This is a genomic window from Micromonospora sp. NPDC003197, from assembly GCF_053590565.1.
The window spans coordinates 259,616-274,003 of sequence record NZ_JBSFTE010000006.1 but is presented as its reverse complement, the minus strand read 5'-3'; the positions used below and the strand labels follow the sequence as shown (position 1 = coordinate 274,003).

Annotated in this window: 12 protein-coding genes; 4 read left to right on the top strand and 8 right to left on the bottom strand. The window is 67.7% G+C overall.

The window, feature by feature from the left end:
- Nucleotides 1-28: 28 nt before the first annotated feature.
- The 3 genes from ACWDV4_RS09540 to ACWDV4_RS09530 are packed head-to-tail and all read left to right on the top strand — an operon-like array spanning nt 29 to nt 2,607.
- Entirely contained in the window at nt 29-1,558 is a 1,530-nt protein-coding gene (locus ACWDV4_RS09540; RefSeq protein ID WP_449976194.1) for a serine hydrolase domain-containing protein, read from the top strand.
- Nucleotides 1,559-1,606: 48 nt separating this feature from the next.
- Nucleotides 1,607-1,951: a hypothetical protein gene (locus tag ACWDV4_RS09535; RefSeq protein WP_449976193.1), complete on the top strand. Its 345-nt coding sequence runs from the start codon at nt 1,607-1,609 to the stop codon at nt 1,949-1,951.
- Nucleotides 1,948-2,607, top strand: coding sequence for a nucleotidyl transferase AbiEii/AbiGii toxin family protein (locus ACWDV4_RS09530; RefSeq protein ID WP_449976192.1), 660 nt, complete (start codon nt 1,948-1,950; stop codon nt 2,605-2,607). Before ACWDV4_RS09535 ends, ACWDV4_RS09530 begins: the two co-directional genes overlap by 4 nt.
- A 13-nt stretch (nt 2,608-2,620) precedes the next feature.
- On the opposite strand, the gene ACWDV4_RS09525 is transcribed toward ACWDV4_RS09530, so the two are convergent.
- From ACWDV4_RS09525 to rsgA, 8 genes are all read right to left on the bottom strand, one after another.
- A complete protein-coding gene (locus tag ACWDV4_RS09525) occupies nt 2,621-3,166 on the bottom strand; it encodes a hypothetical protein (RefSeq protein ID WP_449976284.1) in 546 nt (181 codons plus the stop codon).
- 310 nt (nt 3,167-3,476) lie between these two features.
- A complete protein-coding gene (locus tag ACWDV4_RS09520; RefSeq protein ID WP_449976191.1) occupies nt 3,477-4,106 on the bottom strand; it encodes a hypothetical protein in 630 nt (209 codons plus the stop codon).
- Nucleotides 4,107-4,439: 333 nt separating this feature from the next.
- Nucleotides 4,440-5,741 (bottom strand): FAD-dependent oxidoreductase, encoded by a 1,302-nt coding sequence (locus tag ACWDV4_RS09515; protein ID WP_449976283.1) that lies wholly within the window; start codon nt 5,739-5,741, stop codon nt 4,440-4,442.
- 53 nt (nt 5,742-5,794) lie between these two features.
- Complete coding sequence (locus ACWDV4_RS09510) at nt 5,795-6,136, bottom strand: TcmI family type II polyketide cyclase (RefSeq protein WP_449976190.1); 342 nt, start codon at nt 6,134-6,136, stop codon at nt 5,795-5,797.
- A gap of 169 nt (nt 6,137-6,305) precedes the next feature.
- Complete coding sequence (gene uvrC / locus ACWDV4_RS09505) at nt 6,306-8,411, bottom strand: excinuclease ABC subunit UvrC (protein WP_449976189.1); 2,106 nt, start codon at nt 8,409-8,411, stop codon at nt 6,306-6,308.
- Between the two features lie 144 nt (nt 8,412-8,555).
- Nucleotides 8,556-9,056, bottom strand: coding sequence for a Rieske (2Fe-2S) protein (locus ACWDV4_RS09500; RefSeq protein ID WP_449976188.1), 501 nt, complete (start codon nt 9,054-9,056; stop codon nt 8,556-8,558).
- Between the two features lie 227 nt (nt 9,057-9,283).
- Nucleotides 9,284-12,247, bottom strand: coding sequence for an excinuclease ABC subunit UvrA (gene uvrA / locus ACWDV4_RS09495; protein WP_449976187.1), 2,964 nt, complete (start codon nt 12,245-12,247; stop codon nt 9,284-9,286).
- Nucleotides 12,248-12,428: 181 nt separating this feature from the next.
- Nucleotides 12,429-13,493, bottom strand: coding sequence for a ribosome small subunit-dependent GTPase A (rsgA, locus tag ACWDV4_RS09490; RefSeq protein ID WP_449976186.1), 1,065 nt, complete (start codon nt 13,491-13,493; stop codon nt 12,429-12,431).
- Nucleotides 13,494-13,668: 175 nt separating this feature from the next.
- Here rsgA and ACWDV4_RS09485 point away from each other — a divergent pair, with 175 nt between their 5' ends.
- Nucleotides 13,669-14,385 (top strand): maleylpyruvate isomerase family mycothiol-dependent enzyme, encoded by a 717-nt coding sequence (locus tag ACWDV4_RS09485; protein WP_449976185.1) that lies wholly within the window; start codon nt 13,669-13,671, stop codon nt 14,383-14,385.
- Nucleotides 14,386-14,388 lie beyond the last annotated feature (3 nt).

The following is a 14,388-nucleotide window of genomic DNA, read 5'->3' as shown; positions in this document are numbered from 1 at the left end:
AACCCTCCGACCAGCCGAGACTTCCGCCATGATCACGCGAATACTCGTCCTGGCTGGCGCGGTGACGCTCGCCGCATCACCTACTCCGACGCCTCCGCCCGGTCCGCCGGCCAGCGTCGACGCCTCGGCCATCGATACCGTCGTACGGGAGTACCGCGACGCCACCGGGCTGCCGGGGGCCGCAGTAGCGGTCACTCGGGGAAACGAGGTGGTGCACACCGCCGGGTACGGCCACAGCCCGAATGGTGATCCGATCACGGCGCACAGCCCGATGGCGGTGGCATCGGTGAGCAAGTCGTTCACCGCGCTGGCTGTGATGCAGTTGGTGGAGGCCGGTCGGGTGGAACTCGACAAGCCGGTCCACAGCTATCTGCCGGAATTCACGATGGCTGACCCCCGGGCAACCAAGATCACCGTACGACAGCTGCTGAATCAGACCTCCGGCATGTCGGACACGACGTACCACTCCTTCAGTCGACGGCCGGTACCGAGATCGTTGCAGGAGGCCGTGGCGACGATGCGTACCGCCCGGTTGGCCGCCGACCCCGGCACGAGGTGGGAGTACCACAACCCAAACTTCCAGGTGGCAGCCCGGTTGGTCGAGGTGGTCAGCGGTCGCCCCTTCGACGACTACCTACGACAGCATGTGTTCGGCCCACTCGGCATGGCCGACAGTCGCACCGCCAACGTGGCGAGTGACCTGCCGCCAAGTGCGCGGGGTCACCTGATGATCCTCGGTATGGCCGTTGCCGTACCCGAGCCGCCGGCCTTCGGCAACGGCTCAGGCGGGGTGCTCAGTTCCGCGTACGACATGGCGGCGTGGCTGATCGCGCACGGCAACCAGGGACGCGGCCGGAACGGAACGGCGATCATTTCCCCCGCCGGTCTCACCACGCTGCACACTCCCTCCGTGGTCTCGGGGTCCTACGCCCTGGGCTGGTCGATCGAAACGAGCGCGTCCGGAGCACCGATGATCGAACACAGCGGCGACCTGTTCACCGCGACGGCGTACCAGGCGCTGCTGCCGGCATCCGGCTATGGCATCGCGGTCATGGCAAACACCGGACTGACCCACGGCGACGCCTCGGCACTCATCGAGCGCATCATCGCGCTGCTGGAGGGCACGCCGGTTCCCTCGACCGGTACGCCGCTCTTGGTCATCGACGGAGTGGTCATCGACGGAGTGCTGCTGGCACTCGCCATCGTCACCGCGCTACTCGCTGGCTGGGGGGTGCTTCGCGCACGCCGCTGGGCCGCTGGCCGAAGGGCATGGCTCTGGACGGTGGCACGGTTGGTGCCGTTCCTCTTGCCGCTTCTGCTCTTCAGCTCGATCCACCGAGTGGTCAGCGTGCTCTACCGGGGGCGGGACGTCGCCTGGATCCAGGTGACGTACCTCTACCCGACGTTCATGGTGTTGCTCGGCACCGCGATGGTGGGCTGCATCGCCGTACTCGTGGCACGGCTTCTCGGGCTGGCACGCGTCGGCCGACAGGTAGGCTCGGCAAAGCGCCCAATGGGCACGACCAGGGAAAGAACTACCGCAAATCACACGGCGTAGCCGGCTAGGGACGTACCCGAAGGCCGCTGTTCGGGCTACCCTGAGGCCATGCGGGGCAACACCACCACCCTGGCCAGCGTCACCTACCTGGCCCGCCCGGGACGCCCGGCCGTCGTGACCCCGACGGTTGGCGAGCTAGCCGGGCCGACTCAGGGCGTGGTGGAACTGCCGTTACGGCTGATGTGGAGCCCGGACCGCACCTTTGACCTGGCCGACCCGGACCAGTTGCTGTGGATGTACGAGAACGTACTGCGAGAGACCACCCGCTGCGCAGACCTGCGGCAACTCATCAACGGTGCCATCCTGCGGCGGGTATGGCCGGACCTCAACCTGCCGCACGGTGTCCGGCGGGCCTGGGAAAGCCGGCACCCCACGCTGCGTCAGGCGGCATGACCACCACCCACGTCAACGGCTTCTATCGAGAGATCGCCCGCATCGCGCTCTCCGTCGCCGACAAGTACCGGTTCGTACTCGGCGGCGGGGTGGCGTGGGTGGCACACGGCCTGGTGTCCCGCCCGACCGAGGACGTCGACCTGTTCGCCGACGTGGATGGAGCAGCGGCAGCGGCGACCGCAGAGGTACGACTCGCGCTCGAGTCGGCCGGGTTCGAGGTGTTCGACGAGGAACCCGACACGGACCTGGCCGGGCTCTTCGCCGGTTTCGAACTCGACATGAAGGACTTCATCGTTGCCCGGGACGGTCGGCAGCTTCGACTCACCCTGGGCCGCCTCGACCGACACCGCAGCCCGGTCGTCATGGACCTCGGTCCGGTCATGCACGTCGAGGATCTGGTGGCCAGTAAGACCGCCGCGCTGATCAGCCGTCGCGAGGCACGCGACTACATCGACGTCGCGGCCGTGTTGGACCGGTACTCGGTCGAGCGCCTCATCGAACTCGCTCACCGAATCGATCCGGCTCTCGAACTGGACGACATCCGCGACGTCGGCCGCTATCTCGATCGGCTTCCTGATCAACGGTTCGCCCGCTACGGGCTGACCGTCCCGCAGGTACGCCTCCTTCGTCAGCAACTAGCCGACTGGCCACGCTGACCAAGAAAATCGCCTAGATCGACAGGGCGTACCGTCCTTTCTTGCGGCGGACGTGCCCACGCCACCCGGCCAGCAATGCGATGAGGCTCCAGCCGATGCCGCCCATGACAAGCATCCCCAGCTTGCCCGCAGAATCGACATCGTCGGCGTCCTCAAGCTCGACCACCCCGTCCGGGTCAACAACCACGGTCAGCTTGTCCCCGACCCGGTAGCCGGGAGAACTGCCCTGATAGATCAGCTGTTCATCGAGTGGCCCGGCGCTGCCCTGAAGGTTGAACGCATGCCGCTTCCCATTGACTTCCACATCGACGATGGCCACCTCTTGGCGGATGCCACGCCTCTCCAACACCGCCTCGGGAGCAAGCTGCACCGACCCCACCAGGACAATCAGGGCCCACACCATCGACAGGATGGCCAACCAGTTGGCCCGATGCAGCAGGTAGACAGCCATCGAGAAGCCAAGACAGAGAACAATCCCGGTGGCGATCGGGACCGCAGGCCAGGCGATCGCGGCATAGGCGATGACGGTGTTGAGCCCGATGACGGCCAACCCGAGCACCGCAACCAGCAGCGTCATCCCGAGCGAGCGAGTAGCCGACCAACTCCCCGCTACTCGAACCGTTGACTCGGTCGGCTGCCAGACGGGTGCCGATGCAGGCCCTGACGGCATTGATCCACTAGACACGACAAGATCGTAACGACTACCGGCAAGAAGGAAGGGCCCCTTCTTATCGCTTTTTGCATAGGAAGGGGCCCTTCCTAACACCCAGACCGCGCGCGTCACCCAGGCTGCGGGCGCAGAGCAAAACGGGCTCCCGACCGGATTCCGTCCGGCCGGGAGCCCGCTGCGAGTTCAGTTGTTCCTGCTGTCAGCTGTTGTTCCAGTGCTCGGCGACCAGGTCAGCAGCCTGGGTCTCCCACTGCGCATAGTGGAACGGGTACGCCGACACCTGAACCTTCTGCGCGGCCTGCGTCAACGGCATCTCCTGCCAACCGTCGACCTGCTTCAGACCCTTCAGGAACGCAGTCGTCGAGTACTCCGGATCAGTGATCTGCTCCACCGAACCCCAACCCGAAGACGGACGCTGCTGGAACAGACCCTGCGAGTCATGATCGTTGCGAGCACCCAGATGACCCAGATTCTCCAACTTCGACTCCTGCAGGCTCGTCGCGATGGCCACCACAGCAGCCCGCTCGTCCATACCAGCCTTCTTCGTAGCCTTGATGATCTCCTTGACGTTGCTGGTCTGCTCGGCGTTCAGCGGGATCCGCGACTGCTCACCCTGCACACCGTGCGGGATCAGCTTGTCCATGGCAGGCTTGTCAGCCTGCACCACACCGACGGCGGGCTTGGACTCGGTCGAAACGGTCTGGGCGGCCACAGCGGTACCGGCGATCGTGCCACCGGCAACAGCCAGTCCGGCGATACCCAGGGCGGTCCTACGAACAACGGAAGTCTCTGTGATGGCCGGGAGCCATCGGCTGAACTTGGTGTTCACGATGGTTACCTTCCATTCCGGGGGTGAACGCTCCAGGGGGTGTTGGAGCGCTTCGGGGGGAAAAGAGAAACGCCCGGACCGTTGGTGCTCGGGCGTACGCGATGTGTAACGACCTACGGGGGCCAGGCATTCCGGGGGCCACCGGGTGTGGCGCGTGATCGCGCTAGCTACTCGGTCGTACGTGGGTATAACCGCTGGGGGCCGCACCGCATTCCGCCCGACGCGGCCCCGTCACACCACCTACGCAAAGCGATCCGGACAACACGCCACGAAGTTCACCTAACGCCGCAAAAACGATCTGGCTCGCCTGGATGCCCAGCGGTCACATCGGCGTTAGATCTCGGCACCTCGCCGGGCGTATATCTCGTTGAGGAACTTACGTCGCAGTGGTGGAACCCGGCTGGTGAGGCCGAAGTAGCTGCGCGCGGCTAGCAGCACGAACCGTCCGATGATCGGCCGATAGAGCGGATCGTCCCCGCTGGTGCCATTGTTGGCCAGTGAGTCGCTTACCCGGGCGAAGCCGTACGGGATCATCTCCGCCTCGTAGCCGGCGATGGCCTGGTGAAGCGTTTTGTCCCCGCAGCTCACGGCAGTGAGTTGCCGGCAGAGCAGCGCGGCGTCGCGGAGGGCGGTGTTGGCACCAACCCCCCGGCCGGGGGTCATGGTGTGGATGGCGTCGCCGATCAGGGTGACGTTCGTCGACTTCCACGGCTCGACCGGCTCGGAGGTGGCGACCTTGACCGGTATGCAGCTGCCCGGATCACACTGGGCCAACAGTTCCCGCAGATTGGGGTGCCAGTTCCTGGTCAGGTCCTGAGCGACCTGGACCAGGTCCATGCCACGCCGGGACATGATGTCCGCCGGGAAACGACGGTGGGCACTCCAGATGATGAGGTTGATGTAGTCACGCGTGTTGTCGTACAGGAGACCGGGGCTCTCCGCGACCAGCGCCGGATCGGTGCCCCCGATCCCAACCTGGGGTACGGTGCCGAGCCGGGCCCAGTCGAAGCGCATGACGTGCAGGACGCCCATCAGCCCACCGGCACCGAAAATCAGTGAGATGCCTTCCCGCACCTGTTCGGTCAGCAGCGCCTCGGTCTGGGGAGTCAATGGGATCTTGATGGCGATGTTGATGCTCCCGGCGTCGTTGATCCGGGCGTGCGGCAGGTACTGCCGGCGAATCACCGAGTGCGTCCCGTCCGCCGCCACCAGCAGTCTCCCGGTGGCCGAGGTGCCGTCGGCGAAATAGGCGGTGACCGTGTCGTTGTCGTGCTGTTCGTAGTGGGTGCAGGTCTTGTCGAAATGCACCACATCGTCGAGTCCGGTGAGTAGAACCTGTCGGAGGGTCATCCGGGAGACCGCGTGGTCGCTGTTCATCGGGTCGGTGTCCGGCAACAACTCGAAGGACGCCGTCTGCCCCAGTTTCTCGGTCAGGACGTTGAAGTATTTCGGTGACCGGGCACAGGTGGCCAGGAAGGTCGAGAAAAGCTCCGGCGGCAGGCACTCCTTCAGGGCCCGAGTCCCGGTGGGACCGATGCCGAGGCGGTAACCGTGCAATCCGTCGCGCCGGGTCCGGTACCGCTCGTAGACCGCGACCCCGATGCCGGCCCGTTTGAGACCGTGCGCCAGGCACATGCCACCGGTGCCGGCACCGATGACGATGACGTCGACCGGTTCGGTGGATGTGGTCACTCTGGGCTCCCCGACGCGGGTATCGGCGCGTCCCAACGGTAGAAGCACGTCATCATGGCGTCCCGGGGCGAGCGCCAGGTGGCCAGGTACGGCGACGTGCAGGTCGACAGCTCCTTCTGCATCTGGATGAACAGCGGGTGCCGGGTGCCCGCCTCCAGTCCCGGACCGGCCCCGTCCAGTTCGAGCAGGTGCACGAACAGGTCGCCCAGGCGATACAGCGACCGATGTCGGGTGCCGGTGATGTCGGGCAGCTCCGACCTGTCCGACTCGGTGAAGATCTCCGCAATCCGCTCTTCCGCGCCGGGAACGATCTTGCCAGCGATCAGCAGACGACTCATCAAATCCCCCAGCCCTGGTGCTTGGCCACTCTCGCAGGGCACCGACCTGTGCACCTGCTGTGAGCACCATGCGGGGTACGACGTCAACCAACCGTCACCGCTGCTCCGCTGCGTGGTGACGGGCGTCGCCGTACCGGCAGCGAGCAGGACGGGACCGGCTGCTCGACCGTCAGGATGCGGCGGGTGACTCGTCCTTGTGCAGCGCGGCGACGATCGTCTCGGCGGTACGTCGACCGATCCCGGGCACCTCGACGATCTCGTCGACGGTCGCCGCTGCGAGGCGCTTGGCCGAGCCGAAGTGCCGCAGCAGCGCCTTACGACGTACCTCGCCGAGACCGGGGACGTTGTCGAGTCCGGAGGTGGTCATCCGCTTGGACCGCCGTTGACGATGGAAGGTGATGGCGAACCGGTGTGCCTCGTCCCGGATGCGTTGCAGCAGGTAGAGGCCCTCGGAGGTACGGGGCAGAATCACCGGGAACTCGTCGCCGGGCAGCCACACCTCCTCCAGCCGTTTGGCCAGCCCGCACAGGGCGATGTCGGTGATGCCCAACTCGGCCAGGACAGCCGCGGCGGCGGCTACCTGCGGTTGGCCGCCGTCGACCACCACCAGCTGCGGCGGGTACGCGAACTTGCGTGGCCGCCCGGTGGTGGGGTCGATGCCCGGCCGTTCCGGTTCGGCCACCGCGTCGTCATCAGCCGCTTCGTCGCCGAGCAGGGCGTCATCGGTCACGCCGTCTCCAAGCGCAGCGTCATCGGTCACGCCGTCGCCGAGCGCGGACGCGTCCGTCTCACTCGGTCCGTCGACCCCGAGGTCACCGGCCTCGGTGGTGAAGTAGTTGCCCGCCACCGCCGCCGCGTCGGGTTCGCCCTGCGTACTCGCCGCCACGTCGAGGTAGCGAGCGAACCGGCGACGCAGCACCTCGGACATCGCCGACAGGTCGTCGGTAGCGCCGCGGACCGCGAACCGCCGGTATTCGCTCTTGCGGGGCAGCCCGTCCTCGAAGACGACCATGCTGGCCACCACGTCGGTGCCCTGGATCTGCGATACGTCGTAGCATTCGATGCGCAGCGGTGAGGTGTCCATCCCCAGCGCCTCGGCGATCTCGTCGAGCGCCTTGCCCCGGGTGGTCAGATCACCGGCCCGGCGCAGCTTGTGCCGGGTCAGCGCCTCGCCGGCGTTGCGGGCGACCGTCTCCAGCAACGTCTTCTTGTCGCCCCGCTGCGGCACCCGGAGGGTGACCCGACTGCCCCGATGCTCCGACAGCCAGGCCGTCAACGCGTCCGCGTCGGTGGGTAGTTCCGGCACCAGCAGTTCCCGGGGTACGTCGGCCTCACCGTGCTCACCGCCGTAGACCTGGGTGCAGAAGTGCCGCACCAGGTCGCCGGGGCTGAGATCCTCCACCTTCTCCACCACCCACCCGCGCTGGCCGCGTACCCGGCCGTCGCGGACGTGGAAGACCTGGACGGCGGCCTCCAGCGGGTCGTCGGCGAAGGCGACGACGTCGGCGTCGGTGCCGTCGCCGAGCACCACGGTCTGCTTCTCCATCGCCCGGCGCAGCGCGACGATGTCGTCGCGCAGTCGGGCGGCCCGCTCGAACTCCAACTGCTCGCTGGCCTCGGTCATCTCGCGTTCCAACCGCCGGACCATGCTGTCGGTACGCCCGGCCATGAAGTCGCAGAAGCCGTCGACGATGTCCCGGTGCTCGGCTGGGGAAACCCGCCCCACGCAGGGTGCGGAGCACTTGCCGATGTCGCCCAGCAGGCAGGGACGCCCGACCTGACCGGCCCGTTTGAAGACCCCGGCCGAACAGGTCCGCGCGGGAAAGACCCGCAGCAGCAGGTCCAGGGTCTCCCGGATCGCCCAGGCATGCGAGTACGGCCCGAAGTAGCGCACCCCCTTGCGCTTGGCTCCCCGCATCACCTGTAGCCGGGGGAACTCCTCGTCGAGCGTCACCGCCAGATAGGGGTACGACTTGTCGTCGCGATAGCGCACGTTGAACCGGGGGTCGTACTGCTTGATCCAGTTGTATTCGAGCTGAAGCGCCTCGACCTCGGTGCCGACGGTGACCCAGTCGACGGAGGACGCCGTGGTGACCATCTGTTGGGTGCGCTGGTGCAGGTTCCAGATGTCGCCGAAGTAGGAGTTGAGTCGGCTGCGCAGGCTCTTGGCCTTACCGACGTAGATCACCCGACCGGTGGGGTCACGGAAGCGATAGACCCCGGGCGCCTCGGGGATCGTGCCGGGCGCCGGACGGTAGGTCGAGGGATCAGCCACAGCGGCAAGCCTAATCCGTACCTCTGTCAAGATCCGCTAGCGCAACGGCGGGCACGCCACGGGCCTTACCAGTGCGACGGCTGGCGCGATCTGTGCCGCGCCAGCCGTCGATGGTAGTGGTGCCGGTAGTGCCGGTAACCGCCGTCAGAGCAGGTGGATCTGGTCGCCCTCGACCTTGATTTGCTTCTCCGGCAGTGGCTCGGTGGCCGGCTTCACCTTGGCCGAGCCGTCGACCACGGAGAACTTGCTGCCGTGGCAGGTGCAGTTGATCATGCCGCTGTCGACGCTGGTAAGCGGGCACGCCTTGTGGGTGCAGAGCGCGCTGAAGCCCTTGAACTCACCGGCGGTCGGCTGGGTGATCACCACCCCCTGCTCGGCGAAGATCTTTCCGCCGCCGACCGGGATGTCGCTCGTCCGGGCCAGCGCTCCGGAGCTGCCCGAGTCGGTGCCGGAATTGCCCGAGTCGGTACCGGTGGTCGGCGCTCCGGTCCCGTTGCCGGTCGTACCCTCACGTCCCGCGTCCCCGTCGGAATCGTCGCTGCTGCAGCCGGCCAGGACCGCCGCGACACCGACCGCACCCGCGCCCGCCAACAGCGCACGACGCGTACGGGAACCCGACTCGGGCACCGCCTGCTCCTCACTCATGCCTTGCCTTCCTCTCGGTTGCCACGCTTCCGACCGCCCGCGACCAGGGCGGAGTGGACGGCCATGCCAGTAGACACGCAACTGCCCGTCGATCGGTTCATCGCCCCGTCAACGGCTTTATCGTCTGTTGACCGGTTAGCCGCCCGTCAGCTGATTTGTTGCCCATCACCCAGTTCAGCCCCATCGGCTGGTTGGCGTGGAATCGGCTGACCGCGTACCTCGGAGAGCTATCCGTTGTCGCTCGCCTTGGCGGCGGTTTTGCGGCTCGCTCGGGACTTTCCTCCGGTGGCGGTGCCGTTGGCCTTCGCCGCCCGGGCGGTCGCCTCGGTCGCCCCCTGCGGCTCACCGTCGAGGCCGAGCACCGGTCGCAGGAACCGACCCGTGTGGCTCTCCGGCACCTCGGCCAACTCCTCCGGCGTGCCGGTGGCCAACACCGTACCGCCCCGGTGACCACCCTCCGGTCCCATGTCGATCAACCAGTCGGCGGTCTTGATCACGTCCAGGTTGTGCTCGATGACGATGATCGTGTTGCCCTTGTCGACCAGGCTCTCCAGCACCCCGAGCAGCTTACGGATGTCCTCGAAGTGCAGGCCGGTGGTCGGCTCGTCGAGCACGTACACCGTCCGACCACTCGAGCGTTTCTGCAGCTCGGAGGCGAGCTTGACGCGTTGCGCCTCGCCGCCGGAGAGGGTGGGTGCCGGCTGGCCCAGGCGGACGTAGCCGAGCCCGACGTCGACCAGGGTCTTGAGGTGCCGGTGGATGGCCGGGATGGCGGAGAAGAAGTCGGCCGCCTCCTCGATCGGCATCTCCAGGATGTCGGAGACCGTCTTGCCCTTGTAGTGGACCTCCAGGGTCTCCCGGTTGTAGCGGGCTCCCTTGCAGACCTCACACGGTACGTAGACGTCGGGCAGGAAGTTCATCTCGATCTTGATCGTGCCGTCGCCGCTGCACGCCTCGCAGCGCCCACCCTTGACGTTGAACGAGAACCGGCCGGGGCCGTACCCCCGGACCTTCGCCTCGGCGGTCTCCGCGAAGAGCTTGCGGACGTGGTCCCAGACCCCGGTATAGGTGGCCGGGTTGGAACGGGGGGTCCGGCCGATCGGCGACTGGTCCACGCCGACCACCTTGTCCACCTGATCGAGGCCGGTGATCCGGGTGTGCCGGCCAGGCACCAGCCGGGCCCGGTTGAGCTGATTCGCCAGTACGGTGTAGAGAATGTCATTGACCAGGGTCGACTTGCCCGAACCACTGACCCCGGTAACCGCGATGAACTGTCCCAGCGGGAACGGCACGGTCAGGTTCCGCAGGTTGTGCTCCCGGGCACCGTGCACCACCAGCTCCCGGCCCGGGGTCTGCGGCCGGCGCTGCTTCGGTGTCGGGATCGACCTACGACCGGAGAGGTACCCGCCGGTCACCGACTCGTCGCTGGCCAGCAGCTCGGCCACCGGACCGCTGTGCACGATCCGACCGCCGTGCTCGCCGGCCCCCGGTCCGATGTCGACGATCCAGTCGGCGACCCGGATGGTGTCCTCGTCGTGCTCGACGACGATCAGGGTGTTGCCCAGGTTCCGGAGCCGAACCAGTGTCTCGATCAACCGCTGGTTGTCCCGCTGGTGCAGGCCGATCGACGGCTCGTCCAGGACGTAGAGCACGCCGACGAGTCCGGAACCGATCTGGGTGGCCAGCCGGATGCGCTGCGCCTCGCCGCCGGAGAGGGTGCCGGCCGGTCGGTCCAACGACAGGTAGTCCAACCCCACGTCGACCAGGAACTGCAACCGCGCGTTGATCTCCTTGAGCACCCGCTCGGCGATCATCTTCTGCCGGTCGGTCAGGGTCATTCCGCCGAGCAGCTCCGCGCACTCACCCACGGAGAGGGCGCAGACCTCGGCGATGCTCCGGCCGGCGAGGGTGACCGCCAGCACCTCCGGCTTGAGTCGGGCCCCACCACAGGCGGCACACGGTACGTCCCGCATGTAGCCCTCGTACTTCTCCCGGGACCAGTCCGACTCGGTGTCGTTGTGCCGGCGTTCGATCCACTGCACCACGCCCTCGAAGCCGGTGTAGTAGGAGCGCTCGCGGCCGTACTTGTTGCGGTAGCGGACGTGCACCTGGTCGCCGGAGCCGTGCAGGATCGTCTTCTGCGCCCGGGCCGGCAGCTTGCGCCACGGGGTGTCCAGGTCGAAGTGCTCCGCCTCGCCCAACGCCTCCAGCAGATGCAGGAAGTATTCGAGGGTCTGCCCGCCGGCCCACGGCTGGATCGCCCCTTCCCGGAGGGTGCGCTCCGGGTCCGGCACGATCAGCTCCGGGTCGACCTCCTTCTTCATTCCCAGGCCGGTGCACTCCGGGCAGGCGCCATAGGGAGCGTTGAAGGAGAACACTCGGGGTTCGAGGTCCTCGATCGCCAGCGGGTGGTCGTTGGGGCAGGCCAGGTGCTCGGAGTAGCGGCGTTCCCGGTCAGGGTCGTCCTCGGCCAGGTCGACGAAGTCGAGCAGGACAAGCCCACCGGAGAGGCCGAGCGCGGACTCGATCGAGTCGGTGAGTCGCTGCTTGGCGCTGGCCTTCACGGCGAGCCGGTCGACCACCACCTCGATGGTGTGCTTCTCCTGCTTCTTGAGCTTCGGCGGCTCGGTCAGCGGATGGACCACCCCGTCGACCCGGGCCCGGGCGTAGCCCTTGGCCTGCAACTCGGCGAAAAGGTCGACGTATTCGCCCTTGCGTCCCCGGACCACCGGGGCGAGCACCATGAACCGGGTGCCCTCAGCCATGGACAGCACCCGGTCGACGATCTGCTGCGGGCTCTGCCGGGAGATCCGCTCGCCACAGACCGGGCAGTGCGGCTCGCCGACCCGGGCGAAGAGAAGACGCAGGTAGTCGTAGACCTCGGTGATGGTGCCGACGGTCGAGCGCGGGTTGCGGGAGGTGGACTTCTGGTCGATCGAGACGGCCGGGCTCAGCCCTTCGATGAAGTCGACGTCCGGCTTGTCCATCTGACCGAGGAACTGCCGGGCGTACGAGGAGAGCGACTCGACGTACCGCCGCTGCCCCTCAGCAAAAATCGTGTCGAAGGCGAGGCTGGACTTGCCCGACCCGGAGAGGCCGGTGAAGACGATCAGGGCGTCCCGCGGCAGGTCGAGGCTGACGTCACGCAGGTTGTGTTCGCGTGCGCCACGGATGATCAATCGATCGGTCACTGTCCGCGTACTCCAGGGAGGATAAAGAGAGTTTTTGTCCGGTTTTGTCAGTGCGCTAGGCACGCATCGGCAACTCTAGCCCGGGGGTACGACAGTATTCCGACTCGACGAATCGCGCCCAGTTGGCAGGTGTTAGGAAGGGCCCCTTCCTATACAGAAAGCGATAAGAAGGGGCCCTTCCTTACGGGCGGGCGGTGCGGCGCTCCCGGCGGAGCCGGCGCCAGTCGGTCCGCCGCACGGCAGCCAGCCGGGCGTCCCGTCGCCGGGTCTCGAACGCCACCTCCCGCTGAAGCTTCTGCCAGCTCTCCCACCGCCGGTAGGTCAGGTCACCGGATTCCAGCGCGGCCCGTACCGCGCACCCCGGCTCCCCCTCATGGGCGCAGTCGGTGAACCGGCAGGCCGCGATCAACTCGGTGACGTCGGCGAAGGTGTGCTCCAGCCCGTCGGCCGTGTCGAGCAGGCCGACCGCTCGGACGCCCGGGGTGTCCAGCACCGCCCCGCCGCCCGGGATCGGGATGAGTGCCCGGTAGGTGGTGGTGTGCCGCCCCTTGCCGTCCACCCGGCGGATGCCCTGGGTGGTCATCACCGTGGCCCCGGCCAACGCGTTGACCAGCGTCGACTTGCCCGCCCCGGACGGCCCGAACAGCGCCAGGGTACGACCGGAGGCCACCCACGGCTGCAATGCCGTCAAGCCGTCCCCCTGCTCGGCGCTGACCGGGAACACCTCGACGCCGGGTGCCACCTCCGCCACCTGAGCGGCCACCGTCGCCGGATCCGCAGCCAGGTCGCTCTTGGTCAGCACTACCAGCGGCTGCGCGCCGGACTCCCAGGCGAGGGCAAGCAGCCGCTCCACCCGGGCCATGTCCGGAGCCGGGTGCATCGGCTCGATTACGGCCACGGCGTCCGGGTTGGCCGCCAGCACCTGCCCGACCGAATCCTTGTCGGCGGTACGCCGGATCAGGGCGGTCCGCCGGGGCAGCACCGCCTCCACCGTGCACCGGTCGTCGGGCCAGGTACGGACCAGCACCCAGTCCCCGGCACAGGGCAGGTTGACCCGGTCGACGGAGGCGGCGGCCAGCACCGTACCGCCGAGGCTGGCCCGAACGGTGCCATCGGCGCACAGCACGGTGCAGATGCCCCGGTCTACCCGGACCACCCGGCCCGGTCGATGGCCGGCCATGATGCGACGGCGGCAGGTGGCGGCGAGGGAAGCGTCCCAGCCCAGGGACGCGAGATCGAACAGCATGTCAACCCCTGTGGATGTCGACGGAGATGGGGAACACGCGCACGATGACCGGCATGATCTCCACCTCCATTCCAGGACCCGGGTGACGCGTCGACCTCGACGGTAGGGGTGGTCCGGATTTACCGAAAGCCATTTCCGGCGCGACCGGGGCCGACCTGGCCGCTAGGGTCAGGGCGTGACGGCAGACCCACTCCTTCTGATGGGCGAGGTGGACCTCGCCACCGAACGGTTGATCCAGACTGCGGCGTCACTCGACGAGGCCGGGGTCGCCGGCCCGTCGCTGCTGGATGGCTGGAGCCGTGGGCACGTACTGGCTCACCTCGCCCGGCAGGCCGACGCGATGATCAACCTGCTGACCGCCGCGCGTACCGGCGAGGACATTCCCGCGTACGCCAGCCCCGCTGATCGCGAGGCCGACATCGAGGCGGGCTCGGGGCGTACCCTGGCGATCCACCTGGACGACCTGCGGGAGTCGGCCGCCCGGTTCGCGGCGGTGGCCGCCGCCATGCCGGTGGAGGCGTGGGCCGCGACGGTCATTGCCCGGGGTGGGCCGAGGGTGGCCGCCACCCTGGTCTGGAGTCGACTCCGCGAGGTGGAGGTGCACCACGTCGACCTGGCCGCCGGGTACGCCCCGACGGACTGGCCCGAGGCGTGCGGTCACCGCCTGCTGCACGAGGTGGTCACCGACCTCGCCGGGCGTTCCGACGTACCGCCGCTGGTGCTCACCCTCGACGGCGCGGCCCACCAGTTGACCATCGGCGAGCCGGACGGCGCGCCGACCGTGACCGGCCCGGTCAACGAACTGGCCGGCTGGCTGATCGGCCGTTCGAGTGGCGATGGTCTCACCGTCACGCCCACCGGTCCGTTGCCGAGCCCGCCGAAGTGGCTGTAGAGG